Source organism: Geotoga petraea (genome assembly GCF_900102615.1).
GTDB classification, from domain to species: Bacteria; Thermotogota; Thermotogae; order Petrotogales; family Petrotogaceae; genus Geotoga; species Geotoga petraea.
In genome coordinates, this window is the sequence record NZ_FMYV01000002.1 from 162,146 (window position 1) to 188,715 (window position 26,570).

Annotated in this window: 26 protein-coding genes; 9 read left to right on the forward strand and 17 right to left on the reverse strand. The window is 28.0% G+C overall.

The genetic code is table 11. The features are described from left to right. Window positions 1–6: 6 nt before the first annotated feature. On the reverse strand, window positions 7–1,176 hold the full coding sequence (locus BLS00_RS03085; RefSeq protein WP_091402725.1) for a MalY/PatB family protein: 1,170 nt from the start codon (window positions 1,174–1,176) through the stop codon (window positions 7–9). 233 nt (window positions 1,177–1,409) lie between these two features. On the opposite strand from BLS00_RS03085, the gene BLS00_RS03090 reads away from it, so the two are divergent. The 8 genes from BLS00_RS03090 (at window position 1,410) to BLS00_RS03125 (ending at window position 9,365) form a co-directional block, all read left to right on the forward strand. Further along, window positions 1,410–2,342: a carbohydrate kinase family protein gene (locus tag BLS00_RS03090; RefSeq protein WP_091402726.1), complete on the forward strand. Its 933-nt coding sequence runs from the start codon at window positions 1,410–1,412 to the stop codon at window positions 2,340–2,342. Then, entirely contained in the window at window positions 2,332–3,249 is a 918-nt protein-coding gene (locus BLS00_RS03095; protein ID WP_244885731.1) for a pseudouridine-5'-phosphate glycosidase, read from the forward strand. Before BLS00_RS03090 ends, BLS00_RS03095 begins: the two co-directional genes overlap by 11 nt. A 30-nt stretch (window positions 3,250–3,279) precedes the next feature. Beyond that, complete coding sequence (locus BLS00_RS03100; protein WP_091402729.1) at window positions 3,280–3,945, forward strand: cobalamin B12-binding domain-containing protein; 666 nt, start codon at window positions 3,280–3,282, stop codon at window positions 3,943–3,945. After that, window positions 3,945–5,111: an ABC transporter permease gene (locus tag BLS00_RS03105; RefSeq protein WP_091402731.1), complete on the forward strand. Its 1,167-nt coding sequence runs from the start codon at window positions 3,945–3,947 to the stop codon at window positions 5,109–5,111. The genes BLS00_RS03100 and BLS00_RS03105 overlap by 1 nt, the downstream gene beginning before the upstream one ends. Beyond that, the gene (locus tag BLS00_RS03110) at window positions 5,104–5,796 is read left to right on the forward strand and encodes an ABC transporter ATP-binding protein (protein WP_091402732.1); all 693 of its coding nucleotides are present in this window, start codon (window positions 5,104–5,106) and stop codon (window positions 5,794–5,796) included. Before BLS00_RS03105 ends, BLS00_RS03110 begins: the two co-directional genes overlap by 8 nt. A gap of 624 nt (window positions 5,797–6,420) precedes the next feature. After that, window positions 6,421–7,011, forward strand: coding sequence for a TetR/AcrR family transcriptional regulator (locus BLS00_RS03115; protein ID WP_167848960.1), 591 nt, complete (start codon window positions 6,421–6,423; stop codon window positions 7,009–7,011). 1 nt (window position 7,012) lies between these two features. Next, complete coding sequence (locus tag BLS00_RS03120; RefSeq protein ID WP_091402736.1) at window positions 7,013–8,119, forward strand: THUMP domain-containing class I SAM-dependent RNA methyltransferase; 1,107 nt, start codon at window positions 7,013–7,015, stop codon at window positions 8,117–8,119. A gap of 1 nt (window position 8,120) precedes the next feature. Beyond that, window positions 8,121–9,365, forward strand: coding sequence for a D-alanyl-D-alanine carboxypeptidase (locus BLS00_RS03125; RefSeq protein WP_091402737.1), 1,245 nt, complete (start codon window positions 8,121–8,123; stop codon window positions 9,363–9,365). Between the two features lie 25 nt (window positions 9,366–9,390). Here the strand turns inward: BLS00_RS03125 and BLS00_RS03130 are convergent, their stop codons facing one another. The 8 genes from BLS00_RS03130 to BLS00_RS03165 all read right to left on the reverse strand — a co-directional run bounded on the left by BLS00_RS03130 (window position 9,391) and on the right by BLS00_RS03165 (window position 16,563). Continuing rightward, the gene (locus tag BLS00_RS03130; protein ID WP_091402739.1) at window positions 9,391–10,608 is read right to left on the reverse strand and encodes a 6-phosphofructokinase; all 1,218 of its coding nucleotides are present in this window, start codon (window positions 10,606–10,608) and stop codon (window positions 9,391–9,393) included. Between the two features lie 21 nt (window positions 10,609–10,629). Then, entirely contained in the window at window positions 10,630–11,418 is a 789-nt protein-coding gene (gene cas6 / locus BLS00_RS03135; RefSeq protein WP_091402740.1) for a CRISPR-associated endoribonuclease Cas6, read from the reverse strand. 153 nt (window positions 11,419–11,571) lie between these two features. Further along, a complete protein-coding gene (locus tag BLS00_RS03140) occupies window positions 11,572–12,681 on the reverse strand; it encodes an ABC transporter ATP-binding protein (protein WP_091402742.1) in 1,110 nt (369 codons plus the stop codon). 18 nt (window positions 12,682–12,699) lie between these two features. Beyond that, window positions 12,700–12,954 (reverse strand): type II toxin-antitoxin system Phd/YefM family antitoxin, encoded by a 255-nt coding sequence (locus tag BLS00_RS03145; protein WP_091402743.1) that lies wholly within the window; start codon window positions 12,952–12,954, stop codon window positions 12,700–12,702. A gap of 124 nt (window positions 12,955–13,078) precedes the next feature. Beyond that, window positions 13,079–13,429: a hypothetical protein gene (locus tag BLS00_RS03150; RefSeq protein ID WP_091402745.1), complete on the reverse strand. Its 351-nt coding sequence runs from the start codon at window positions 13,427–13,429 to the stop codon at window positions 13,079–13,081. Beyond that, on the reverse strand, window positions 13,416–14,762 hold the full coding sequence (locus BLS00_RS03155; protein WP_091402746.1) for a B12-binding domain-containing radical SAM protein: 1,347 nt from the start codon (window positions 14,760–14,762) through the stop codon (window positions 13,416–13,418). Before BLS00_RS03155 ends, BLS00_RS03150 begins: the two co-directional genes overlap by 14 nt. Next, window positions 14,759–15,544, reverse strand: coding sequence for a type III pantothenate kinase (locus tag BLS00_RS03160; RefSeq protein ID WP_091402748.1), 786 nt, complete (start codon window positions 15,542–15,544; stop codon window positions 14,759–14,761). Before BLS00_RS03160 ends, BLS00_RS03155 begins: the two co-directional genes overlap by 4 nt. A 14-nt stretch (window positions 15,545–15,558) precedes the next feature. Further along, window positions 15,559–16,563 carry an L-threonylcarbamoyladenylate synthase gene (locus BLS00_RS03165; protein ID WP_091402749.1) on the reverse strand — a complete coding sequence of 335 codons (1,005 nt, stop codon included), beginning with the start codon at window positions 16,561–16,563 and terminating at the stop codon, window positions 15,559–15,561. 226 nt (window positions 16,564–16,789) lie between these two features. On the opposite strand from BLS00_RS03165, the gene BLS00_RS03170 reads away from it, so the two are divergent. Beyond that, a complete protein-coding gene (locus tag BLS00_RS03170; protein ID WP_091402751.1) occupies window positions 16,790–18,148 on the forward strand; it encodes a glutamine synthetase family protein in 1,359 nt (452 codons plus the stop codon). Window positions 18,149–18,165: 17 nt separating this feature from the next. Here BLS00_RS03170 and fliJ read toward each other — a convergent pair whose 3' ends face one another. The 8 genes from fliJ to BLS00_RS03210 are packed head-to-tail and all read right to left on the reverse strand — an operon-like array spanning window position 18,166 to window position 26,566. Beyond that, window positions 18,166–18,615 carry a flagellar export protein FliJ gene (gene fliJ / locus BLS00_RS03175; protein ID WP_091402752.1) on the reverse strand — a complete coding sequence of 150 codons (450 nt, stop codon included), beginning with the start codon at window positions 18,613–18,615 and terminating at the stop codon, window positions 18,166–18,168. A 14-nt stretch (window positions 18,616–18,629) separates the two neighbouring features. Beyond that, a complete protein-coding gene (locus BLS00_RS03180) occupies window positions 18,630–20,267 on the reverse strand; it encodes a sigma-54 interaction domain-containing protein (RefSeq protein WP_091402754.1) in 1,638 nt (545 codons plus the stop codon). Continuing rightward, a complete protein-coding gene (locus tag BLS00_RS03185) occupies window positions 20,260–21,210 on the reverse strand; it encodes a radical SAM protein (RefSeq protein WP_091402755.1) in 951 nt (316 codons plus the stop codon). The genes BLS00_RS03180 and BLS00_RS03185 overlap by 8 nt, the downstream gene beginning before the upstream one ends. A gap of 29 nt (window positions 21,211–21,239) precedes the next feature. Further along, a complete protein-coding gene (gene lipS1 / locus BLS00_RS03190; RefSeq protein WP_091402757.1) occupies window positions 21,240–22,061 on the reverse strand; it encodes a LipS1 family lipoyl synthase in 822 nt (273 codons plus the stop codon). After that, complete coding sequence (gene rnc / locus BLS00_RS03195; RefSeq protein WP_091402758.1) at window positions 22,048–22,800, reverse strand: ribonuclease III; 753 nt, start codon at window positions 22,798–22,800, stop codon at window positions 22,048–22,050. The genes lipS1 and rnc overlap by 14 nt, the downstream gene beginning before the upstream one ends. A 1-nt stretch (window position 22,801) precedes the next feature. Further along, window positions 22,802–24,688 carry a transketolase gene (locus BLS00_RS03200; RefSeq protein WP_091402761.1) on the reverse strand — a complete coding sequence of 629 codons (1,887 nt, stop codon included), beginning with the start codon at window positions 24,686–24,688 and terminating at the stop codon, window positions 22,802–22,804. Window positions 24,689–24,706: 18 nt separating this feature from the next. After that, on the reverse strand, window positions 24,707–25,552 hold the full coding sequence (locus tag BLS00_RS03205) for a PSP1 domain-containing protein (RefSeq protein ID WP_091402763.1): 846 nt from the start codon (window positions 25,550–25,552) through the stop codon (window positions 24,707–24,709). Between the two features lie 12 nt (window positions 25,553–25,564). Further along, a complete protein-coding gene (locus BLS00_RS03210) occupies window positions 25,565–26,566 on the reverse strand; it encodes a hypothetical protein (RefSeq protein WP_091402764.1) in 1,002 nt (333 codons plus the stop codon). Between the last annotated feature and the right edge of the window lie 4 nt (window positions 26,567–26,570).

Genomic DNA, 26,570 nt, shown 5'->3' on the forward strand with positions numbered 1-26,570 from the left:
TCCTCCTTAATTGTTAAATGCTTCATTCATATTATTTAAAGCTTTTTCTATAATTTTTCTTGTTGTAGCTATATTCATTCTAAAAAATCCTTTTCCCCCTTCACCAAAAATACTACCTTCTTCCAATCCAACTCCAGCTTTATTTATCAGAATATCTTTTACCGTTTCTTCATCGCCCAATTCTCTCATGTCTAACCATAAAAGATATGTTCCTTCGGGTTTAAAAAATTTAATTTGTGGAATGTTGGATTTAAAATACTCATCAATGAAGTCTATGTTTTCTTCTAAATACCAAATCAATTCATCAAGCCAATCCCTTCCGTAATTGTATGCTGCTTCTAAACCCCTGATACCAAATATGTTTGTTAAGTCTGAACTATAACGTGTTTTGGTTTTTTCAAATAATTCCTTTAGTTCCTTATTTGGTATAATAGCATTAGCAGTTTCTAACCCAGCAATATTAAAAGTTTTACTTGGTGCAGTAAAAGTGATAGTGTTGTTTTTTACATATTCACTTATCTTTTGAAAGGGTATATGTTTAAACCCTTTATAAACAAGATCAGCATGAATTTCATCAGAAATTACAATTTTACCATATTTTTCAGCGAGATCTGCAATTTTTTTCAGTTCTTCTTTTTTCCAAACTCTTCCAACAGGGTTGTGTGGAGAGCAAAGTATGAAAAGCTTCATTTTATCATCTTTAAATTTATCTTCGAGATCTTCAAAATCCATTATATATCCGCTATCTGTATAGATCATTTCATTTTTAACAATTTTTCTTTCATTATTTTTAATAACTTCATAAAAAGGGTAATAAACAGGTGTTTGGATTAGGATTTTATCTCCAGGATTTGTAAGGGCATTTATTGCAATTTTCAAACCTGGGACTACTCCTGGCGAAAAAGATATCCAGTTTTTTTCTATTTTCCATTCATGATAAATTCCAAACCATCTTATTATGGCATTATAATAACTATCAGTTCTGGTTGGATAACCAAAAACTCCGTGATCTACTACTTCTTTTAGAGCATTTAAAACTTCTTCAGGGGCTTTGAAATCCATATCTGCCACCCACATAGGGATTACGTCGCTTTTTCCAAAAATAGTTTCGTTTAAATCCCATTTAACTGAATTAGTGTTTTTTCTATTTACAATGTTTTCAAAAATATTAACCATCTCCTTTGAATTATGTTAACTTTTATAAAAGTAAGAATATTTTATATATATAAGTTTATTTAGGCATAAATGATGTTAAATAGTTATAATTGTCTTTGAAGAAATTTAATTTATACTTAAAAAAGTGATAATATATATGTGTAGTTGTTTTATCAAGTTTTTCTCTCTATGTTCATAAAATCATTAGATGGTGCTGAAAAGCACCTTTTTTTTTATATCAAAGAGGTGACAAAATGAAAGTGACGATTATTGGCGGAATAAATTATGATTTAACAATCACTTCTCTTAATAAGATTATACCATTTGATTCTAATCCTTCAAAAATTAATTACTCTCCGGGAGGAGTAGGCAGAAATATAGCGGAAGTTTTGGGAAAGGCGTTTTATAAAAATCACAAACATGAAATTACAATGCTTGGAGCAGTTGGGTTGGATTTTGAAGGTGAATTTGTTTTAAAAGAAACAGAGAATGCTGGAGTGAACTGTAAAAATGTAAAAAAAGATAAAAAAATAAGTACAGGCAAGTATATAACCTTTAATGATGTAAACAACGATATGTATGTAGCGGCCAATGATATGAGTATATATGATCATATTAGTAAAGAAGATATATTATTATGGGAAAATATTCTAAAAAGCACAGAAATTTTGTTAATAGATACTAATTTAAATATTGAGATTATAAATAAAGTTTTGTCTTTAACACCAAAAAATATAATTACAATTATAGAAACAGTATCTATGAACAAAATTTTGAAACTAAAAGGATTAAGATATGATGTTGATATTCTCAAGACTAACAAGAACGAGTTTATGTATTTTTACAATTTAGATGAAGAACATCAAATTTTCGAAAAATGTAAAAATATAAAATCATTTCATGATATAATTATAACTAATAAAGAAAAAGAAGTTTTATATTATTCAGACCAAAAGATGGACTATATTAAAACAATTAGTTCAGATGTTATCAATTCAAATGGAGCTGGAGATTCTTTTACAGCAGGGTTAGTTTACGGCCTTATGAATAATTTTAGTATAATAAAGTCTATTGAATATGGTAATGTTTTTGCCAGTCTATCTTTGAGATCAGAGAAAATATTTCCCAGTATTTTAAAAATAGAAAAAATTAATGAAATATACAGGAGGAGTTATGATGAAGATTAAGTTTGATTTTTTGGATATTAAACCAGAAGTAAAGGAAGCTATAGATGAAGGGAAACCTATTATCTCTTTGGAGTCAACAATTATTTCACATGGCATGCCGTACCCGCAAAACGTAGAAACCGCTAAAATGTTAGAAAATTTAGCAAGAGAAAAAAATGTAGTGCCAGCCACTATAGCCGTTATTGGCGGAAAAATTAAAATTGGGTTAAATGAAGATGATCTTGAATTTATTGCAAAAACTAAAAATATCGTTAAAGCAAGCAGAAGAGATATATCATATGTTATATCCCAAAAATTGAATGCAGCAACTACTGTATCAGCTACTATGATCTTTTCTGCAATGGCAGGGATAAAGATTTTTGCTACAGGTGGTATAGGAGGAGTTCACAGAGGAGCAGAAAAAAATTTTGATATATCTGCCGATCTACAAGAACTTTCTAGAACAAATGTAGCTGTAGTATGTGCTGGGGCTAAGGCTATATTAGATCTAAAACTAACAATGGAGTATTTAGAAACAATGGGAGTACCAGTAATTGGCTATAGGACAGATCAGCTACCTGCTTTTTATTCTAAAGATTCAGGACTAAAAGTTCCTTTTAGGTTAGATTCTGTTGCAGATATTGCCGGTTTGATGAAAACAAAATGGGATTTAGGTCTTTCTGGAGGAGTTTTAATAACAAACCCAATTCCTGAAGAATTTTCAATGGATAGTTCTTATATTAATAAATCTATTGATAAAGCATTAATAAAAGCAAAAGAGCTTAATATAGAAGGCAAACAATTAACTCCATTTTTATTGGAAGAGATAAAAAATATAACCGAAGGTAAGAGTTTAGATTCTAACATAGAGTTAGTAAAAAACAACGTATTATTAGCTTGTGAAATTTCTAAACAGTATTATAGTTGATTTATCTGGGAGAAATAAGGGGTGATAAAGTTGGATATTAAAATCAAAGAAACTTTTAATGGTATGATGAAAAAATTACAAAGAGAGAAAGTGATAACTTTTATTAAAAGTAAGATCGAAAATGGTGAAGTTACTTATAAAGAACTATATCAGGAACTATTAATACCATATCTATCGAATTGGCATTGTGATGAGGACATTCAGGAATTATGTATTTTTAAAGAGCACGTTTCTACATCTATAATAAGATCAATAATAGAAATAAACTATCCTTATATTGTGCAGAACAGGATGAAATTGATTGAAGAAGGTACTATAACAGAATTAAGAAAGAAAGTTTTTATAGCTTGTCCCGCAGGAGAATATCATGAAATAGGCGCAAGGATAGTTTCAGATATTTTTTATCTTAACGGGTATGATGTTTTATATGTTGGGGCTAATACTCCGCTTAATGAAATAATTAAAATGACAAAAGTATATGTACCTGATTATATAGCGTTAAGCGTCAGCGATCCTTATAACATAATATCTGCAAAAAAAGTTATTCAAAAATTAAAAGAAAACAATTCACAATCAAAGATAATTGTTGGTGGTAGAGCTTTTAGATTAAATCCCCATATTTTTAGTCAAATTAAAGCTGACTTTTTGCTTGATACTTTTCATGAAATAGAAAAGCTTGCTGAAGGTGATAAATAATGGCTTTTTTATCAAAAATAGCGTTTAGGTTTATGAAAAAAGGTGGAGGACAGACTATATTGATTATATCAGCTATAGCTATTGGAGTAGCCATACAGATTTTTCTTGGTCTTTTGATTCAAGGGCTCCAAGACAGCCTTGTAAATGAAACTATAGGAGACTCATCACACATTTCAGTATCTTCAAAATTAGAAAATGGAAGCATACAAGATTATGAAAATATTACTAAACAAATACAAAAATCTAATTCTAATAATGAAATTAAAGTTGTTAATCCAGTGATTTCAAAACCTTCAACTCTACAATTTGAATCAGTAAATAAAAATATATTTATAAAAGGAATGCCTATTGATTCAGGAGAAAAGATTTATGAATTTTCTCAAAAGTTGTTAGAAGGTAAAACTCCAGTTGATGGAGAAGTCATTTTGGGTGATTATTATAGAGAAAAATTTGGCCTTAAAATTGGAGATGAAATTAGCATCTTTATTTTTGAAAAATTTAAAACTGAAACACTGAAAATCTCTGGTTTCTTTAAATTTGGAGTTCAAAATATCAACGAAAGTTGGCTTATTACTAATTTGGACACAGCACAAAATCTCTTTGAAACAAATTCTGTTACTAATATAGAAATGCAAGTTGATAAACCATTAGAAGTTGAAACTGTACAATCCAATTTAATTGAATCACTATCTCTTGATGAACAATTAAAAATAGTAACCTGGAAGGAGTTAAATGCTGATTTATTAACAGCTTTGAGTAGTCAGTCTCTTTCCAGTATATTAATACAAGTTTTTGTAATTATATCTGTTTCTTTAGCGATTGCCTCTGTTTTGATAGTATCTGTTTTACAAAAATCGCGAGAAATAGGCATCTTAAAAGCTATGGGTATAAAAAATTATCAATCGAGTTTAATTTTTGTACTTGAAGGTTTATTTCTTGGTGTTATCGGTGCAATTATAGGAGTTGTATTAGGAGTTGGACTTATTTTATCTTTTACCACATTTGCTATTAATGCAGATGGGACCCCAGTAATTCCTCTTACTTTTAATTACGGATTTATTCTTTTATCTTTTACCATAGCAGTTTCTTCTGCTCTTATTGCATCTATTATTGCTGGAAGAAAATCTTCTAAATTAAATCCTATTGAGGTGATTAAGAATGGATAATTACTTAATTAAAATGGAAAAGATAAACAAAATATACGGAGATAAAATAAAAAATCATGTAATACACGACCTTGATTTGGAGATAAGAGAAAATTCTTTTGTTTCAATTATTGGGCAATCAGGTAGTGGTAAAACTACACTTCTCAATCTAATGGGAACATTGGATACTCAAACTTCAGGAGAAATAATTATAGATGGAATTAACACAGGGAATATGAGTAAAAAAGAATTAGCAGAATTAAGAAATAAAAAAATTGGATTCATATTTCAATTTCATTATCTTTTAAATGAGTTTACTGTTTTAGAGAATGTGTTAATACCTTATCAGATTTCTGGTAACAAAATAAATCAAAAAGTAAAGAATAAAGCAAAAGAATTGTTAGAGTTAGTTGGTTTAAAAAACGTTATTAATTCGAATTCTAACAAAATATCTGGTGGTCAGCAACAAAGAACTGCAATAGCAAGAAGCTTGATAAATGATCCGCCAATTATACTTGCAGATGAACCTACTGGTAACTTGGATTCAGATACAACAGAAGGTATATACAATTTGTTTAGAAAAATACATAAAGAGTTAAACACTACCTTTGTGATAATAACTCATGATCAACATGTTGCTGAAAAAACGGATAGAATTATAGAATTAAAAGATGGAAGAATTGAATCAGATATATATACTACATAATAATATATCTGTTATATATTGTATATCTATATAATAATATTATTTTATTATTAATATATAGCTATATATAATATCACATTTATATATAGCTATAATTTTATGTATAATATATAAATATTTATACACTATATTATAAAGTCTTTTTAATTTTTAATATCAAATTTTTTATTATGTGTGTAATATCAAAATGGTATAATATTTTTTGAGATGAAATTAATTTATTAAAAATAAATTTTTATTGATCTTGATTTTATTGACAAAAGAGCATAATTATTGTCGGAAAACCTAAGTTTTCCGACATATATTAAAAATATTTTGAAATAAAGCTTTAGAAAGGTGATTATATAAAGGGTTCAGAGGCCTCCTTTCAAAATCCTTTGTGTGGTGATTGTCATTTTAAAATGAACAAATACATTATTTAGTTTTTAAAAGCGTTTCTATGGCTAAAATACAAAGAGGGTATATTACAAAAAATATGTATATGAACAATATAAATATAAATATGCAAGATATAGTATATTATGATTTACTAAAAATAAATAAATTTATGAAACAATAATAGTAATATAATGCAGTGTAAAATATAATATAAAATATATAAAAATATATACGATGATAAATGAGGTGTTTTTTATAAAAATTAAAAAAAGTACTGAAAAGAAAATTGAAATATTATTAGATATTGCAAAAGCAGAAATGTTAGAAAAAGGTATATCAAATTTTAGTTTTGATAAAGTGATTTCTTCAACATCACTTAGTAAAGCTACAGTTTATAAAATATTTATAAATAAAGATGGTTTTATAAAAGCAGTTATAAGCTCTACTCTTGAGGATATTATTCCTCCTTTTAAAGAGTTATTAAATAAATACAAATCTTTATCAGATGCTCTAAATGATTTGGAAAATATTAATTTTGACGCTAAAGCATGGATAGAACAATATCGCATAGAAGATCTTATGGCACATAAAGAATATACAGAATTCATTAATAATTTTTATTATAAACATTTTGGACATTTGATAATGAATAAAATTAAAGAATTCCAAGATGATGGAGATATTAGGAATGATATAGAACCTATATATATATTTGAGTTTATTACTTCAGTTACTAAAGGAATGGGGATAATGTTGAAAGATAAAGATTACAAAAAAGTAGTTAATAATTACAGTAAATTAATAAAAAGTTCTTTGACTAATACAAGGGAGTTATGAAATGTTACTATTAGCAAACACTTCACTGGGTTTAGAAAAAATATTAAAACAAGAATTGAAAGAATTGAACTTCAAAATTAAAGATGTTAAAAATGGAATGGTTTATTTCAATGTAGAAGAAGAGAAAGTAAAAGATGTTAAAAAGATCAGAACGGCAGAAAGAATTTATTTAATTATGAAAGAGTTTAAGTTTAAAAAATTAGATGATTATTTTGAAAATATATACAGAATTAGGTGGAATGAATATTTTGATATTAAAGACAGGGTTATTATCGATAAAGTCATATTGAACAGTAAATATCATAAATCACAAAAAACCTTTCAATCTCTAACCCAAAAAGCTGTCTATAAAAGTATGATGGATGAGTATAAAATAGATTTTATGATGGAGAGTAAAAATACATACAAATTAAGAGTCTTTATCTTTGGTATAAAAGCAGTTGTTGCAATGGACTTATCTGGGGATCCTTTACACAAGAGAAATTATAGAAAGTTTATTTCCAAAGCCCCTTTAAAAGAACATATAGCTTCTGCGCTTATAATAAACTCTGGCTGGAATAAAAAATCTCCGTTAATAGATCCTTTTTGTGGAAGTGGAACAATTCCTTTAGAAGCAGGATTAATTGCTGCAGGTATACCAGCTGGGTTCTTAAGAGAATATGACTTTGAGAAGATGAAAAAGTTCAAGGAAATAATTGAAAACAATAAAATTAATGAAGAAAATAAGATATTTAATAATCCGAAAATAATAGGAACAGATAAAGAAGACGATATGATAGAAACATCAAGAAAAAATTATGATAACATAGGTTTAAATTTGAACATATCCTTTTATAAATCAAGTATGGAAAAAGTAAAAAATGATTTTGATGAAAAGGGAGTTATAATTACCAATCCACCATATGGAGTCAGGTTAGAAGATAATAAACAAGCTATTAAATTGGTTAATCAGATGCGATACTTAAAAAAAGAATTTTCTGGTTGGGGACTTACCGTGATAACTAGTTTAAAAGATTTTGAAAAATATTTTGACATGAAGGCCTATTCAAAAATAGACATATTAAATGGAAAAATAAAATCTTATATTTTCACTTATAAGGAGATATAACATGAAAATAAAAGTTTTTATCTTAATATCTTTAATTTTATCTATTCTTATTTTTTCTGCTACAGGAGAATTCTACTATAATTACAAGCCCAAAAATGAATCAACAGATATTACTAATGTGTTAGCTAATGAAGATCTTTTGAATAGATTAGAAGAAATTATTGAAAAAAATAATTATTTTATTGGCATTGATATAGATGATATTAAAGGAAATGATGTTGTATCTATAAATTCTGAAAAATATTTTCGTCCAGCTTCTTTAACAAAATTGATAACCACATATCTGTCAATAGATGAATTTGGTTTGGATAAGAATTTTTATACTTATATCTATTTAGAAGAAACTCCAAAAAGTCAGCTAAATTCTAATGTATATATACAAGGGAAAGGAGATCCTTTTTTAACTGTTGAAGAGTATAAAAGCTTTCTTAACAAGCTTAAATTAAGTGGTGTTGATACTATATATGGTGACCTAATATTTGACTTTACTTATTTTAAAAAAGTTGGATATGGAGAGGGTTGGATATGGAACGACCCACAACCACAAATCCTTCCATTAAATATCTGGACTAATAACAATGCCATATCAAAAGAAACAACATACGAAAGTCAAAAAGATAGAATAAAGTATTTAACAGTATATCTACTAAATGATTTAGGAATAAATTTTCAAGGCGAAATATATGAAGATAAAGTCCCAGAAAATTACAATCCCTTTTTTACTAACAGTTCTGAAAAATTGGAAAGTATTTTAGAATTTATGAATAGAGAAAGTGATAATTTCATATCAGAACATTTATTCAGATATTTACTAAACGAATGGGATATGGGAATGAATTATTCATATAAAGACATAATAAACAAAATCAATGAAAAAATAGAATTTATAAATAAAGAGTTTATAATAACTGATGGCACAGGGCTATCTACATATAATTTAGTAACCCCATCGATAATGAATAAAATTATCTTAAAAATCGTGGATGAAGTTTCACTTGAAAAAACAAAATATTTATTAACAACTTCTTTTGAAAAAGGTGTTTTTTATAATAGATATAATAAATCGAATTTATGGGTAAAAACCGGCACATTGTTCACTGATTCTGCAATATCGGGAATTCTCGAAAGTTCTAATAATAATTTTTACATTTTTACCATATTAATAAATAATTCAGTACAAGACATGAATGACATAAAAGATTTGGAGATAAAATTAATTGAAATTATTTATAAATACTTAAACTAAAACCAGCTAAAGAGCTGGTTTTAGTTTATTGATAAATATTTAATTTTAAATAATCAGGAATTCCATTTTTATATGGAGGTGTGAATTCTCCTTCTATTAGAGGTTTACAATATTCTAAAAACTTTTCAGTTACATATAAACCATCTTCAGAAATAAATTCTTTTGGAAGGTATTTAGTACCATTTGCAATTTTATTCAATTTTTCTAACTTGAAGTCTATCTTGTATGGGTTATTTGATACTCTTTCAAAGATCACCATATAACCACTTATTCCATTAGTGGCAAACTCTACAGCTTTTTCTCCAGCTTTTATAGCTTCTTCTACATCGGTTAAAGAAGATAAATGTCTTCCGCTCCTCTGTAGATAGTCTGGGATTGCAGTATGAACTTTAAGCCCCAATTCGTTATGGACCATATCAGATATAACTTTTCCTGCGTATCCTAATTGTTTATTACCAAAATTATCTTTGTATCCTAAATCAGAAACAAAATTATTGTCAGGATATTTTATTCCTTCTGATACAGCAATAGAGCAGTAACCATCATCATTTATAAAGTCGTTTATCTTATTGAAAAATTTTACTTTATCAAAAGGTACTTCTGGAAGAAGTATTATATGTGGCCCAAATTTGTTGTTTATATTAGCCATAGCAGTTGATGCAGCTAACCAACCTGCATGCCTTCCCATTGTTTCAAGAACAAATACTTTAGTTGAATCTTTAGACATGCTTTTTACATCTATGCTTCCTTCTAAAATGGAAGTAGCTAAATATTTTGCAGACGAACCAAAACCAGGAGTATGATCCGTATAAGGAAGATCATTATCTACTGTCTTGGGAATACCAATAACTTTTAAATCATAATTAATTGATTTAGCATAATTAGATATTTTATTTGCGGTATCCATAGAATCATTACCCCCGTTATAAAAGAAAAAACCTATATTATACTTTTTAAAAATTTCAAAAATTGTGGTAAAAATTGGATCGTTATCGTCTTTAATTTTTCTTCTACATGAACCAAAAGTACTTGAAGGAGTATATTTGAGTAATTCAATTTCTTTATTTGGTAAATTTTTCATGTTAATTAAATTCTCACCAATTATTCCGTTAATTCCGTTAATAGCAACATAAATGTTGTCAATGCTTGACGATTTAAAAGAACTTCTAACTACACCATAAGCAGAAGCATTTATAACACTTGTTACTCCACCGGATTGAGCATAAACCGCGTTCTTCCCCATTATTATAACCCCCCTACTATTTTATCTAAAAGCAAATTTCTCTTCTTGGCTTAATTGTGTAGTATAATTGTCTTTATCAGCTGGAATTACCATTCCAAAACCTTGTGCATTTTTGGCTCCTAACCCTGAGTTGAGAGTCAATGATATTAGTTCTTTGTTTCCTTTTAACTTAAAATACCCTGTCCAGCCTTTGATGATTATTCCTTTATAAAAAAGGAGTTTTTCATTTTTTTCAGTAATACCATAAGGTTCTATTGATAAACATTTTCTTTTAGTTTCTATTCCAAGGGCGTTGGCTTTTCTTTTTAAATTTTCTTCTACAAGCTTCTTAAAATCGGTAGAGTATGGCGAAAAGTAGTGCGTGTATCTATTTCCATTAGGTAAAATTATAGTAGAATAAGTTGTAATAGGAGAAAGTGTTTTAACTAATAGGGTTTCATTAGTGGTTTCGATAACCATTTCAGTCTTTTTCAAAGTAAAATAGTTTCTCTCAACTCTAAATACTTCTTCAGATTCAATAGATTTGAATATTGCATCGATAATCTCTTGCATAGGTGATGCAAAATAGACTACAAAAGAACCATAGAATTTCATTCTTTTATGCTCTACCTTGAAAGAGCTCAAAGGGTAAATCCTTGAAAATGTGAAGAGTTTAAGCTTCTTATTATCAATCAAAGTCCCATCATCATGGTATTCAGGAATAGCGTCTGACATTAAATTGTAAAACATCCCTTGTAGTGGTCTGTTATAATGAACAGGTAAATCAACCATTTCGTTATTAACCGGCTTGAACTCCAACTTAATTACCATTAAAAATCCCCCCAAACCAAATTTAACATTTTTATACTTTACAATTTTATTTAAAAATAACGTAATTATTATATCAAAATCATTAAAATAAAAAAAATATAATTATTAATTAAAAATAAACCCGGGAATTCCGGGTTTATTATTTATTTCAATCTAAAATATAGCTTCTTCAGTTTCTTTATCGAAAGCATGCATTGCATTCATATCAAAAACTAATTCCATTTCTTGCATTGCTTCCGCTTCTGTTCTTGGGGTAACTTTTGCTGTAAATGATTGATCTGATATCGCAGCATGTAATAAAGTTTCAGCGCCAAGAGGTTCAACAACTTCTATTTTTGCTTTTAAAACGTTGCCTTCGTGATTTCCTTCTTTTTCTTCATAGAAAGCTTTATCATATATATCTTCAGGCCTAATTCCAAAAAGAACTTCTTTATCAATATAATCTTCAAAATGGTTTTCGTATTGTTCAGGTACTTTAAGATTTATGCCTTCATGCTTTAACCATATTCCGTTTTCTCTTATAACTTTTACAGTCATAAAATTCATAGCAGGTGTACCAATAAAACCGGCAACAAAAACATTTCTTGGTTGATGATAAACTTCGTGTGGTGTACCGATTTGTTGTACCCAACCATCTTTTAAAATAACAATCTTGTCTGCCATTGTCATAGCTTCAACTTGATCGTGAGTAACATATGCTATTGTTGCATTTAATCTTAAATGAAGTTTTTTAAGCTCAGCTCTCATTTGAACTCTTAATTTAGCATCTAAGTTAGATAAAGGTTCATCAAACAAAAACACTTTAGGGTCTCTAACAATAGCTCTACCAACTGCAACCCTCTGCCTTTGACCACCTGAAAGTTGTTTTGGTTTATTTTCTAATAAATGTTCAATATCTAAAATTTTCGCAGCATTTTTAACTCTTTTATCAATTACGGATTTATCCATTTTTCTTAATTTTAAACCAAAAGCCATGTTATCATATACTGACATATGAGGATATAAAGCATAGTTCTGAAAAACCATAGCAATGTCTCTATCTTTAGGTTCTACATCGTTAACAACATTTCCATCGATTTTAATTGTACCTTTTGAAATATCTTCTAACCCCGCAATCATTCTCAATGTTGTTGTTTTACCACATCCAGAAGGACCCAACAAAACTACAAATTGTTTGTCTCCAATTGTAAATTCAGCATCTTTAACAGCGTGAAATCCATTAGGATAAATCTTGTTTACTTTTGTTAATACAACGTCTCCCATTTTCAGCACCTCCGAGTGTTATAAATCAAAATCTTTAAAAAACTTTTTGAAATTTTTATATTCCTCAAGATCATCTATTTCTAAAAGAGATAAATCCTTTATTTCATCTATAAACTTAAGAATATTGTTATACTTTTCGTAGTTAACAATAATAGATTCAGGTTTTCCATTTTTTGTAATAATTATATCTGATTTTTTTGATTTTTCAATTACTTCGGAAAATTTTGCTTTTGCTATGGCAATGCTATAAAATTTTATGTCATCTAAATTCATATTTCACCTCTCTGACTATAATTATAGTCAAAATAAAAATAAAAGTCAAATCTTCATTAATTCTTATATATAAAAAAATAAAGCATAATTGGTAATAATTATGCTTTATTGGTGATAATTGTTTTTATCCGCTTTTATCTATTTTTTTTCTTCTTAATCCTTCTTGAACATTATAATACCCTTTTTTAATCGCGTTTTTACCCTTTTGTAAATTCATTTGATCTTTTTTTAAGTTTGAGATTTTTTCTTCAACAATTTTTTTTCTTTCTTCATCTTTTTTGATTATGTCTTTTAATATATTTTTTACTTTTTCATCATCAAAAAAGTTTTCTAATTTTTTAAAAGTTTTCATTCTTGAATCCATGATAGAGTTGTACTTTATAAAATCATCACTTTTAATGGCATCATCAAGGCTTTTTTCTATGTTTGATAGTTCTTCTATTAATAAGTTTAGTTCTTGTTTAAATTCGCTCATTCTCAATCGCCTTCTTTTTTTGTTTGAGATATAACTTCACTTTTTCAAGTTCTTGTTTACTTATTCCTTTTTCCCACCAATAGGGAATATAAGTATTGTTTAACAAAAGAGGATCAGTATTTTTAGGTAAAATATTCTTTTCAATTAATTCTAAATAATCTTTGGTACCAGGTATAGGTGTATATTCATTAATGTTTGGATTTATACCTAAATCCAAACAAAAGTCTATGGCTTCATATAATTCATTGATTTTTTGGCCAGGCAGATTAGAAATTATATAAGCACCAATATTTTTCATATCAAATCCTGATTGTTTAAAACATTTAACAGCGTTCATTAAATCTAAATTAGTAACTTTATTTCCTGTTTTCTTTTGCATATCTGGATTTGAAGTCTCATAACCAAGTTTTATTATTTTAAAACCGGCTTCTTTTAGAAGATCGGATAATTTTTGGTTTATTCTATGAGCATGGATCCCATTTGGTAGATGGTAGTTAACATTGAAATCCTTTAACATAAAAAGCATATCTTCAAGATCAGGTCTTAATAGAAAAGCATCATCAAAAAACACTATGTTTTTAATGTTTGGGTGGTTTTTCAGTATCATTCCGAGTTCTTGTCTTATTTTATCAAGGGATTTATATTTGAACCTCCACATATTTGGAGTTGAACAATAAGTACATTTGTAAGGACAACCAATAGAAGATAATATAACAGCATAAGATATTTTTTTATATTCAGAATAATCCAGCAATATTTCTTCAAACCAATCATAATCATTTATCATTTCAGTGTTATAATATTTTAATACTTGGTTTAACGATTGAACACCATTACCGTTTATAATATGTGTATTTAGATCATTGAATGTTTTTCTAGAATGATCTGGATATAAGTTAGCATAAATGCCCCCTAAAAACAAAGGTGTATCGGGATAGAATTCTCTAATTTTTTCAACAGTTTTTTTCCCACCATAATACCAGTAAGTAAGTGTTATGCCAGTTATTATTCCATCAATTCTACCTATCGATTTTAACTTTTCTTCAAACAATTCTTCTGGCATACCGTATTTTTTGAATTTTCGGTCAATAAAATTTATTATTTTTGGTTTTTCAACAGTTTTTGTGTAGAACTTTCCAGTTCCATAATATTTGTCTTTTGGTTTTTTATATTTTTCTATACCTTTAGTATGTCTATCTAAATTATCTATAAATTGAACTTGATGGCCTTGCTTTTTCAACATAGCAGAAATATAGAGCAACCCCATAGGTTTTAGCCAAAAATCATATGCGGCGGAATCATAAATCCAGGGATTTACAATTAGAAATTTCACTTTAGTTCACCTTTTTCACTCATCATGTAGTAATAAATTCCCTTAAGAGTAAGATCAGGAACGTAATTATTAAACAATTTTGATTTCCCTTTTAAGTTTTTAGCCATGCCACCTGTTGTTATTATTTTGTAAATATTTTGATCTTCATTTTGAATTTCTTCAATTAATTTTTCTAAGCCATAAATTGTGGTTTTTATAATACCTATTTGTAAATTATCTATTGTATTAATACCTTTATTGTAATTAGGTATATCTAACTCTATTTGCGGAAGTTTAGCTGTATTAGAAAATAAAGCTTGCATAGATATTTTAAAGCCTGGAGTTATTGAGCCACCTACAAAATCACCGTTTTGTATTATGTCTACTGTTATAGCGGTTCCAAAATCAATCGCAATTACATTTTCACCATATTCCTTTCTTGCAGCAATAACATTTGCTATTCTGTCAGGACCTATTTCATGTGGATATTGTGCTTTGTATTCTATATTAAATACCCTTTTAGTGTGATCAACAAAATATGTTTTTGAATTAAAGTACTTTTCTCCCATCTTTTTGATTATATAGTTTACAGATGGAACAACTGAAGCGACTGATATTGAATCAATACTTTCAATGTTTATATCATTTATTTTTAATAAGTTGTATATATGAGAAAACAATTCATCTTCAGTTTCAAACCCATGAGTCCCAAGTCTGATAGTTTTTAGATTATCAAAGCCACTTTTATTTTCATATAATCCTATAACCATATTAGTATTTCCTACATCAATTAGTAAAAACATACTCACTTCCTCCGTTATATTTTTTTATTAGCAGCTTTTCTTAGCCTGTTCATTATAGCAATACCAATACCTTTATCTTCAATAGATTGGACCATAATATTTTTATATTTTTTATCGTATTTTCTTAACATATAAAAAAGATTTATAGCAAATTCATAATGATTTTCATCGGTTGATATTATATCATAATTCAATTTTTTTGATTTAGCCAATTTTTCATTCGATTTTAAAATTAAAAAAATTGAATTCTCCTTATATTTATCAATATTTATGTCTAAATCATTAAATATTACAACATTACTCTCTGGGGCATAATGACGGTATTTCATCCCTGGTGCAATCGCAATATCAGCATCAGCTTTGCCATAAACAAAATCAGGTATCTTTATATCTCCAAATATTTCCTTAATTTTTTCTGGAGATATGGGCCCTGGTCTTAATAAAGTAGGAATTTTTTCTGTCAAATTTATTATTGTGGATTCTATACCAAACTCAAGTTTTCCTGATGAAATGATGTAATCTACTCTTCCATCCATATCTTCTATAACATGATCTGGATAGGTCGGAGAAGGTTTACCAGATAAATTAGCACTGGGAGCGGCTATGGGTAAATCAGAAAATTCTATTATTTTATTTGCTACTGGATGAGCAGGTATTCTTATTGCGACTGTATCTCTACCAGCAGTAACAATATCAGGTACTACATTTTTTTTCTTCAAAACAAAAGTTATAGGCCCTGGTACAAGAGATTCAACCTTTTCAAATAATTCATATGGAAAATAAGTATATTTTAAAATATCTTCTAATTTTGCTATGTGTAAAATTAATGGATTGTCTGATGGTCTTCCTTTTGCCTGATATATTTTTTCTACAGCATTTACAGACAAACCATTTGCACCTAATCCATAAACAGTTTCTGTGGGAAATATCACAGTTTCATCATTTTTAAGCGCTTCTGCTGCTTCATTTATTATTTTTAGATCAATATTAAAAGTATCAATGTTAAATATTTTAGTCATTTTGTACCTTCCTTCTTATTATTGTGTATTAATATTTTAACAGATTAAAAAAACAAAAATATTAAATTTATATACTTTATTAAAATCTGTTTTTAATAAAATAAGAAAATAATTTCATTATATCCATCTCATCGCTTTAGAAAAACTATAAGCTATATTAAATTGAGTTTGAAAAATATTTCATATTTGATAAAATTTCTATATAATGAGAAATAGGAGGGATTATATGATTTTAAAAAAGTATGATGGAGATTTATCAAGTGTTGATTTTTTAGACATGATGATGATTGATATATCAGGAAATATGAGACATGTATCCATAGCAAAAAGTTATATTACTGATAATATTTTTGAAGAAGGTATAGGTTTTGATGCTTCAAATTTAGGTTTTGCTAAAGTTACCAAATCTGATATGGTGGCTATACCTGATATGAATAAAGCTTTTGTTGAGGAAAAAGATGGGTTTAAAATTCTTCATGTTTTTTGTGATGTTGTAGATCCTTTTGATAACGAAAGATCTTTTGAACATTATCCAAGAAATGTTATCAAAAACACAGTTAAATATTTAAATGAATTAGGCATTGCAGATACTGCAAAACTACTTGTTGAATTAGAATTTCATGTTTTTGATGAAGTTAGATATTCGTCAGCGCATAATCACTCTTATTATTCTTTGAACAGCTCAGAAGGAATAGGTGAGTCTTTTGGATCCTTACCCAGAATGCCGCACGATTCTGGTTACCATAAACTCTATCCAGAAGAAAAATATTTTACCTATAGAAATACAATAGTAAGTATATTAGAAGGTTTGGGTATACCTATTAAATATCATCATCATGAGGTTGGTATAGCTCAACTTGAAATTGAAGTGAATTTTATGGACCTCGAAGAAGTTGCTGACAATATAAGTATCGCTAAATGGGTGATCAAACAAGTTGCCAATGAGATGAATTTGTATGTTACTTTTATGCCAAAGCCAATTTACAAAATGCCAGGAAATGGTATGCATGTTCACCAATTTTTAGTAAAAGATGGTAAATCCCTATTTGTTGGTGACAAAGAACATGGATTAAGCGATATTGGATTAAATTATATTTGTGGAATACTTGATCATGCTTTGTCTGGATCTTTATTAGCCTTTACAAATCCAAGTACAAACTCATATAAAAGATTAGTACCAGGATTTGAAGCTCCAATTAGCGCAACTTACGCAAAAGGAAGTAGATCTGCAGCAATTAGAGTTCCTGGATACTTGAAGAAAAATGCAGTTAGAATTGAATATAGAACAGGAGATGCAACTAGTAATTTCTATTATTCTTTTGCAGCAATGGTGCTCGCTGGAGTAGATGGGATTTTAAATAAATTAGACCCCAAAGAAAGAGGTTACAATTCTACAGATAATATGGAAGATAAGATATTTCCGTTAGATTTAGATGCAGTTTTAAATGGATTAAAACAAGATCATAAATATTTAGAAAAGGTATTCCCTGAATCTTTGATAGAAGAATGGATAAAAATAAAAAGGAAAGAAGCTAACTACGTTTATAATGCACCCACTCCTCAAGAGTATGAGTTATATTTCTAAAAATCAAGAGGGCTTTATTAGCCCTCTTGATTTTTGTTTAAATACATAGTTTGTGCTATTTCATCCAATTCTTTGATATCATTTTTTTTCTGTTCAATATCGTATTCTTCTTTTTTTCTTATTTTTAGTTTGTTTAATATGTCTTTATCCATTTTTTTCTCTAAATAAATGTTTCTGGATTTGTCTTCTTCTAAAAGAGACTTTTGATAAATTCTAACTTGTAAATCTCTCTTATTGTTCAAAGATTGTCGGTATCTTATCATCTCTTGAATCTTAGCTGATGATATTTGGGATTTAAGATATAAGTCAAAGAGTTTATTGTATTCTTTTATCTCATTGTTGATCTCTTCTAACCTATTTTCTTCTATCAATCTTTGTTGTATTTTTTTACCCAATTCTTCTTTTGCATTTTCTTCTAATTTTTCTCTTAAATCTTGAACTTTTTGTAAAGAAAATTTAAATTTCATAGAAATCGCCTCAATTATTTTATTCCATATCGATCTAGTTTATAGTAAAGATTTCTAACTGTTAATCCTAATTTTTTGGAAGCTTCTGTTTTATTGCCATGACAGACTTCTAATATTTCCATAATAATTCTTTTTTCAAAGTCTTCAACTAATTCTTTCAATGTTCCCGAATTATTTTCTTTATTTTCTGTTATTTCAGGAACATGAGAAGATGTAATTATAGAATCATTACTTTCAAGGTTTAAAATTGATCTGTCAATTACATTTTCGAGTTCTCTAATATTACCATTCCACGAATAATCTTTCAATTTGTTAATAGCATCATCAGTAAAGTCGTAAATAACCCTACCATATTTCTGATTTAAAGAATATAATATTTGTCTTGCCAATTTTGGGATGTCTTCTGTTCTCTCTCTTAATGGAGGAATGTTAATGGTAACAACTGAAATTTTGTAAAATAATTCTTTTGAAAATTTTCCGAGGCTTATCAAAGTTTTTAAGTCTTCTGTTGTTGAAAAGATAAACCTTACATCAGGTTTTACGCTGAAATATTCGCTTTCAAACTCGTTATCTCTAATAAATTTTAGGAGTTTTTCTTGAATTTCTTCTGAAGCTTCATGTATATTTTCTATAAACAAAGTCCCTTTATCTGACAAAGCTATATAACTTTTATCTCCAAACAACATTTGATTTTGTTTGTTTTTCTGAATCATTGATAAATTAAGTTTTAAATACGTATTATTTTTTCTTTCAGAATAGTTATGTATTGCTTGAGCCAATATTTCCTTTCCTACACCGTACTCTCCGTGTATTAATACATTAACTTTTGTTAGCGATGCTTTCTGTGCTTGTTTAATAACATTTTTCATTTCATTAGATTCACTTATTATATCATCAAAAGTGTATCTAGCCTTTTCTTTTTTAAGCATCCTTTTTGTAGCCTCAAGTTCATTCATCAATCTTTGTATTTCTGATACATCATGAATAACAGCCACAGACCCTTTAAATTCATTTTTTACAAAATATGGGGTTACAGATGCGAGTACATCTTTCTTGCTTCCAGCTACTTTTTTTCTCACGTTGAAAATAGGTTTTTTCTCTCTGGCACATTTTATGTGAAGACTTTCCCCTTCTTCAATATCTATAGAAGCGGGTTTACCAATGACTTCTCTTGGAGTTAGCCCAGTTATTTTGGTGTAGGCCCTATTTACCATAATGACTCTACCTTCTTGATCTGCTACCGAAATTGCATCAGTAGTTGAATCAATAATTGAGGTAAGCATAGCTTCAATTTCTCTAAGATTGGTAACTTCTTCAGCTAACTTTTGAATTGTTGTTACATCTCTAAATACAGCTGCCGCTGCAATTGTTTCGTTATTATCGTTTTTTATAGGAAATCTGGATGTAATTATCACTTTATTTCCAAGATTTTGCAATCTATCTAATTCAGATTCACCTGTTCGTAAAATAATGTGTAATCTGGTGTTTGGAACAGTTTCTACAACATTTTTGTTCAAAACATTTTCTCGTTCTAAATCTAAAATTCTACAAGCAGAATCATTGACAAAAAACAAATTTTCATGCTCATCAACCGCGATTACTCCTTCTTGTAATTGGTCTAGTATAGATTTTATCAACTCATTATTATTCATTTTCTTCACCCCGAAAAGATTTTAATTTATGATGTTGAACCCAACCTTTGTTAAGTTCTAATTCCCCCATATATTGAACAACTTCTTCATATTCTTCTTTGTACAGAAATCTATTTAATTTTGGATATTTTTTAATTTCATTTACAGGTACATATTGATCCATTAGGCTAATATGTATTTCATCAGATAATTCATATTTGATAAATTTCAAAGCTTCTTTTGCTTGGTTTGTAAGATTTGGTAAAACTAAAATTCTTATTATTAACCCCCTTAATAGCACTCCTTCTTCGTTAGTATGAAAAATATTTCCTATTTGATTATACATCATTTTAATCGATTTTTTGGCATAATCCCAATAGTTTTTTACATTAGAATATCTTTTACCTAAAATATTACTGGTATATCTTATATCTGGTAGGTATATATCAACTACGCCATCTAATAAATCTAAAGTTTCAGGATTTTCAAATGAACTTGTATTCCATACAATTGGTAAGTTAAAACCTTTTTCTATTGCAATGATCAATGCATCAAAAATAAAAGGAAGATATGGAGTGGCAGTTATCAAATCTAAGTTTTTAGCTTTTTTAACTTCCTGTATATTAATAAAAATATCTGCTAATTCGTCAACAGTTCTTTCCTTGCCGTTACCTTTTTGAGAAAATAAAAAGTTTTGACAGTAAACACACCTCATATTGCAATTACTAAAAAATACTCCTCCTGCACCTGTGTCACCAGTTATTGGTGGTTCTTCTCCAGGATATAAAACGTATTCAGAAATTTTTATCTTGTCGTTAGCGCCACATACTCCGTTATTAACATTTCTATTAGCATTGCATTTCATAGGGCACAATGTACATTTATATATATGATTATATAATATATCTCTTCTTTTATGCAATTCACCATTTTCATATAATTTTATATAAGAAGGTTGGTACATATAAAATTCCTCCATTTGATTTTTCAACGTTATAAAGCACAGCATTCAAAAGAATATTCTATTTTATAGTTATTTTCTTCTGCAAGTTTTATTGTATGTTGTAAGGGCTGGGTTATCTTATCTAAATATTTAAGGGACATAACCTGTAACTCTTTTCTATAAAACCCTTTAGGCTGCATGCAGCCAAGAGTTAGATTTGTGTTTGGCATTTCTTTTTTAAATGTTTTAAAAATATCTTCTATCTCTTTTAAATTTGGTGGTTTTTTGTTTTCAAAAAATGTATCTTTCGTAGGTATAAAAACAATGAATATTACATTCTTAATTTTATTTGCATTTTTTTTCAAAATATTTAATGAATTGAATTCATGTTCTATTTTTCCACCATTTAAGCCTAATGTTATATGTGGTTTGACATTAAAGTTTTCACTTATGAGAGTATCAAAACTTGAGATCATTTCTTTATAAAAATTATTTCCGTAAACATTTTTATATGCTTCTTCTTTACCTACAATATCAAAAGAAATAGAATCATGAAGATCCCTTAATTTAGAAAGGTATTCATATGAATTTTCAACAATTCCAGTATGTATGTTATATCTTAAATTGTACTTATTTTTTAAATATTTTAGTTTTTCGTAAAAAGGAATAATAGGAACTTCTATATTGCTATTCATACCACCACTAATTAAGAATGATTTTATACCTTCTTTTGCAAGTTCTTCTATTTCATCAACTGACTTCATATTTTTTAAATAATGCTTATTGCAGTGTTTACAATTTAAAAAGCAATAATTTTTTGTTGTAGAAATTGATTTGGTATGAGTTAACTTAACAAATTCAATATTTTTCATTTTTATTACTTCCATTTAAAAATTTTTCACAGGCTTCCTTTGCTGCTAATTGTTCAGCAATTTTTTTTGAATGCCCTTCTCCAACTCCAAGTGTTTCATTGTTAATTTTTACAGCAACTTTATAATATTTTATATGGGATGGGCCTTGAGAGTTTAGAACTTCATATACTGGTAATGCTTTATAAACTTCTTGAGTAATTTCCTGTAATTTTGTTTTATGATCTAAAAATAGTTCTCCTTTAATAGCTTTTTTTATATAAGGGGTTAATCTTTTTAAAATGTATTCTTTTGCATAGTCAAAACCTAAAGATAGATATATCGAAGCAAACAACGATTCAGTTGCATCAGCTAAAATAGAATGTTTTTGTCTACCACCATGTTTTTCTTCACCAGTACCTAAGAATAAAAATTTATCTAAATGAATTTTTTTGGCTACTTCGGTTAAAATTAATTCAGAGGCAACAGTTGCCCTTATCTTCGACATATCTCCCTCAGAAAGATTATATTTATTAAAAAGGAACTCGGAGATCGAGAGTTCCAATACTGAATCTCCGAGAAATTCTAATCTTTCATTTGAATTTAGTTTTCTTCCTTTATTTTCTTTTTCAAAAACAAAAGATGTATGACTTAAAGCAGTAAAAAGAATATTTTTATCCATATTTTCTGGAAGTTTTAACGATTTTATTGCTTTGTTTACTATATTTTTTTCTTTTTTTGTCATTACATCGTTTTGATTCATCCTAATATAACTCCTTAATCATTTTTGTTAAGCTGTCTACATCCAAACTATTTTGCTTTTGAATTAGCTTAGAAGAACCTGATGCAGCATAATCTTTATAACCAAGATTAATAAAATCTTTAACAGATACATTATTTTTAACTATAGTTTTTGATAATTCATTTGCAATTCCATTTTCTAAATTATGATCTTCAAGTGTAATGATTATTTTATCTTTTAGAAATGGAAGAATTTTCTCTTCATCATAGTCTAAAGGAGTTGGAACTCCAATAACATTAATATTTATATTTTCCTTTCTTAGATTGTCTGCGGTTTTTACAGCGTTATTTGTATAAGTACCATATGTAATTATTGTAATATCTTCTCCATTTCTTAAAACATCTATATCTCCATAATTAAATTCGTAATTCTCTCCATAAAAGATATCTCCGTTTTCATCTAATATGATATCTAATTTTGATCTACCCATTGTTATAATGATGTTCCCATCTGTGGAAGCTGCATATCTTACAACTTTATCAGTTTGATTTGGATCATTTGGAACTATGAGTTTGGTGTTGTATAAACTTCTTGTTAGTCCTATATAGTTAACTTCTTGATGGGTTTTACCATCTTCTCCAACATCTGTTCCTGAATGTGTAATCGCTGTTTTCAAATTAGTATGATTAATATCATTTAACCTTTGTTGGTTAAATGGCTCGTCTAAACCAAAAACACCAAAATCAGCAAAAAACGTTAAAACACCAGAAGTTGACAATGCGCCTGCAATTGTTGCGGCGTTGTGTTCTTGAATTCCAATTTGGATGTACCCTTCTGGATTAACTTCTTTAAAAGCTGCCAATTTTACAGAAGGAAAAAGATCACAGTCTAAAGCAGCAATAGGAAATTTATTTTTATTTTCTTTTGCTAAATCTGCTAATGCATTACCAAAAGCAGATCTATTATCAATTTTTTTATCTTTGGGATAAATTCTTGGTTTCCCTTTTTCAACATCCAATTTTATATTTGGATAGCTAACTTTAGTTTTTGTTAAATCAAGGTTCTCTCTCATTTTTCTATATTTCTCGATATCATTTTCAATGTTTAATTCTTTTAATGCTTTGTCTAATTCATCATCGGATAAAGGCGAACCATGATATTCATGCCTATTTTTCATGAATGAAACCCCTTTACCAATTATAGTTGAAGCAATAATGACTGTTGGCCCCATTTTATTATTTTCTGCAATCTCTAATGCTTCATTAATTTGAATTAAATTGTGGCCATCTATTTCTAAAACATTCCATCCAGCAGATTTATATTCTTCCTTTATATTTACAGGAAGAACGTCTCTCGCTCTACCAGAAATTTGAATATCATTGTAATCGACCAAAACAATTAAATTATTTAAATTTTCTTTTTTTGCAGTTCTTCTGGCTTCTGAAATCTGGCCTTTAGGACTTTCTCCATCGCTGGAAAAAACATAAACTTTTGAATCTTCATTTTTCATCTTAGCAGCCAATGCAAAGCCAACACCAGCTGATAAACCTTGACCAAGATTTCCAGTGGACCATTCAATGCCTGGTATTCCCCTTGTTACATGTCCCTCAAAAATTGAACCAGGATGTCTAAATCCTGAAATAACGTCATCTATAGCAAAAAAGCCTAACCTCGCTAAAGAAGAATAAACACCAGGAGAAGTATGACCATGAGAGACAACTGTTTTATCTCTTTTTTCATCAAAGGGGTTCTTTGGGTCAATATTTGCTCTATTAAAAACAGAAAGGTATAATTCTATTGATGACATTGAGCCACCTGGGTGGCCAGAAGAAGCTACCGATGTCATTTTTAAAATATCCCCTCTACATAATCTTGCTAATTCTTTTAATTCACTTAAGCTATTTTTCAATCAAAACACCTCCAATTTTTATTCTTTTACTATTTTTTCATCTAAATTATTAAAATACTGAAAAGGGACTTTTATCAATATTGGCTGGTTTTCTTCAATAATTTGAAGAGTAACCTCTTTCAAAAAAACATTTACAGTTATTACTTTAGCAGGTTTATTGTCATATTCAATAGTTGAGTTTTCGTTCGGAACATTTCTCAACACTTCTTCATAAAACTCATTTTCATATTTTAAACAACATAATAATTTTCCGCATCTTCCAGATATTTTTGCAGTATTAATCATCATTTGTTGAGTTTTAGCAAGTTCCATCTTAATTGATGAAAATTCCCTTAAGAATCTGGCACAACAAGCTACTTGTCCACAAAGCCCTAATGAACCTTTCATTTTAACTTCATCTCTAATGCCAACTTGTCTAAGCTCTATTCTTACTTTGTACTTTTTAGCAAGTATCTTAACCAATTCTCTAAAATCAACCCTTGAATCTGCACCGAAGAAGATGATCAATTTTGATTTATCAAATGTATATTTTGCTTTTAAAACTCTCATTTGTAAATTAAGTTCTTCTGATTTTTCTTGGGTGAATTTCTTAACCTCATTTGCGTCTTTCAAAATATTTTCATGAATTTCTTTATCTTCTTCAGTTAGCTTTCTTATTATAGGAGTTGGTTCATCATCTAAATCATCAAAATTTCTTTCTTTTAAAGGAGCTATAATCTTTCCAACTTCAAGACCTAAATCAGAGTTTACCAAAACAAGATCATTGATATTGTATTCGTCTTCAGGTCCATTAGGTTGAAAAAAATACATTTTATCTTTCTTCATAAGCTCTACACCATAAACATTTATTTTCAATTCAGGCATTTTTTGTTCCTCCTAATTTTTTGAGTAGGTTTCTTTTATTCTTATGAAATGTGTAATAACTTCCAAAGTAAAATTGTGATTTGATACCGAAGAGTTAATAATCTTGTTATTATATTCAAAAGTATCAAATAATAATTCTAAATCAATTTTATAATCTTCTATTCCAAAGAATTCAATCAAATCATAATTATACATAAATTTCCATTTGTTTGTCATTTTTGAAATTAAAGAATCGTGGATTAAAATATTAGATAAAAGCGATATCATTTTTAAAAATTCTATTGGATTATCTAAAGAATTCTTTATTCCCTTTAATTTTAAAATAGTTTTATTCAATATTTCATCTGAATTTTCAGTTATAATTTTCTTCAAAATATAATAATATGAAAATATAAAAAACACTTTTGATCTTGTATCAGATTTATAAGAGATTAAAAATTTTAATGCCTTGTCAAAATCAATTTCATTTACAGTTCTTATAAAACCCGTAAGGCTTTTTTCATCTAAGTTGTTAAAATAATAAACATATTCATAACCAAGTGCACTATATATTTGGAATAATTTAATATTATTTTCTTTTATAGAGTTGAATTTTTCAAATTCTAAATTTTTTATAGGAATATCAAAGCGAGTTAATCTACTTCTTGTAGTTGGTAATAAATTGTTCCAGGAATTTGTATGAGTTATTATTAAAGCAAAAGTTGGAGGCTCCTCAAGAATTTTCAATAAAGAGTTTTCTGCTGATTCATTTAACTTATCAATTTCATTTATAACTACAATTTTTATATTTGAATAGTTTGGCTTGTATTTTAGAAATTCATGGATTTCTCTTATTTGATCTATTTTAATGTTGCCTTTTATTGGCTCTAAATTTAGCAAATCAAGTTTGTTAAAGTCATTAATTTTTGATATTTTGTCTTCAATAAATTTTCTATTGTTAAAAATTTCAGATGAGTAAAAACAAATTGATTTACCAGCGAATTTATCTAAATTTAAATTTAAAATTGAGCTCATAGCT

Coding starts and splice junctions, on each gene's coding strand:
- BLS00_RS03085 (WP_091402725.1), bottom strand. CDS start 1,176: ATGGTTAATATTTTTGAAAACATTGTAAATAGAAAAAACACTAATTCA.
- BLS00_RS03090 (WP_091402726.1), top strand. CDS start 1,410: ATGAAAGTGACGATTATTGGCGGAATAAATTATGATTTAACAATCACT.
- BLS00_RS03095 (WP_244885731.1), top strand. CDS start 2,332: ATGAAGATTAAGTTTGATTTTTTGGATATTAAACCAGAAGTAAAGGAA.
- BLS00_RS03105 (WP_091402731.1), top strand. CDS start 3,945: ATGGCTTTTTTATCAAAAATAGCGTTTAGGTTTATGAAAAAAGGTGGA.
- BLS00_RS03110 (WP_091402732.1), top strand. CDS start 5,104: ATGGATAATTACTTAATTAAAATGGAAAAGATAAACAAAATATACGGA.
- BLS00_RS03120 (WP_091402736.1), top strand. CDS start 7,013: ATGTTACTATTAGCAAACACTTCACTGGGTTTAGAAAAAATATTAAAA.
- BLS00_RS03125 (WP_091402737.1), top strand. CDS start 8,121: ATGAAAATAAAAGTTTTTATCTTAATATCTTTAATTTTATCTATTCTT.
- BLS00_RS03130 (WP_091402739.1), bottom strand. CDS start 10,608: ATGGGGAAGAACGCGGTTTATGCTCAATCCGGTGGAGTAACAAGTGTT.
- cas6 (WP_091402740.1), bottom strand. CDS start 11,418: ATGGTAATTAAGTTGGAGTTCAAGCCGGTTAATAACGAAATGGTTGAT.
- BLS00_RS03140 (WP_091402742.1), bottom strand. CDS start 12,681: ATGGGAGACGTTGTATTAACAAAAGTAAACAAGATTTATCCTAATGGA.
- BLS00_RS03145 (WP_091402743.1), bottom strand. CDS start 12,954: ATGAATTTAGATGACATAAAATTTTATAGCATTGCCATAGCAAAAGCA.
- BLS00_RS03150 (WP_091402745.1), bottom strand. CDS start 13,429: ATGAGCGAATTTAAACAAGAACTAAACTTATTAATAGAAGAACTATCA.
- BLS00_RS03160 (WP_091402748.1), bottom strand. CDS start 15,544: ATGTTTTTACTAATTGATGTAGGAAATACTAATATGGTTATAGGATTA.
- BLS00_RS03165 (WP_091402749.1), bottom strand. CDS start 16,563: ATGACTAAAATATTTAACATTGATACTTTTAATATTGATCTAAAAATA.
- BLS00_RS03170 (WP_091402751.1), top strand. CDS start 16,790: ATGATTTTAAAAAAGTATGATGGAGATTTATCAAGTGTTGATTTTTTA.
- fliJ (WP_091402752.1), bottom strand. CDS start 18,615: ATGAAATTTAAATTTTCTTTACAAAAAGTTCAAGATTTAAGAGAAAAA.
- BLS00_RS03180 (WP_091402754.1), bottom strand. CDS start 20,267: ATGAATAATAATGAGTTGATAAAATCTATACTAGACCAATTACAAGAA.
- BLS00_RS03185 (WP_091402755.1), bottom strand. CDS start 21,210: ATGTACCAACCTTCTTATATAAAATTATATGAAAATGGTGAATTGCAT.
- lipS1 (WP_091402757.1), bottom strand. CDS start 22,061: ATGAAAAATATTGAATTTGTTAAGTTAACTCATACCAAATCAATTTCT.
- rnc (WP_091402758.1), bottom strand. CDS start 22,800: ATGAATCAAAACGATGTAATGACAAAAAAAGAAAAAAATATAGTAAAC.
- BLS00_RS03205 (WP_091402763.1), bottom strand. CDS start 25,552: ATGCCTGAATTGAAAATAAATGTTTATGGTGTAGAGCTTATGAAGAAA.
- BLS00_RS03210 (WP_091402764.1), bottom strand. CDS start 26,566: ATGAGCTCAATTTTAAATTTAAATTTAGATAAATTCGCTGGTAAATCA.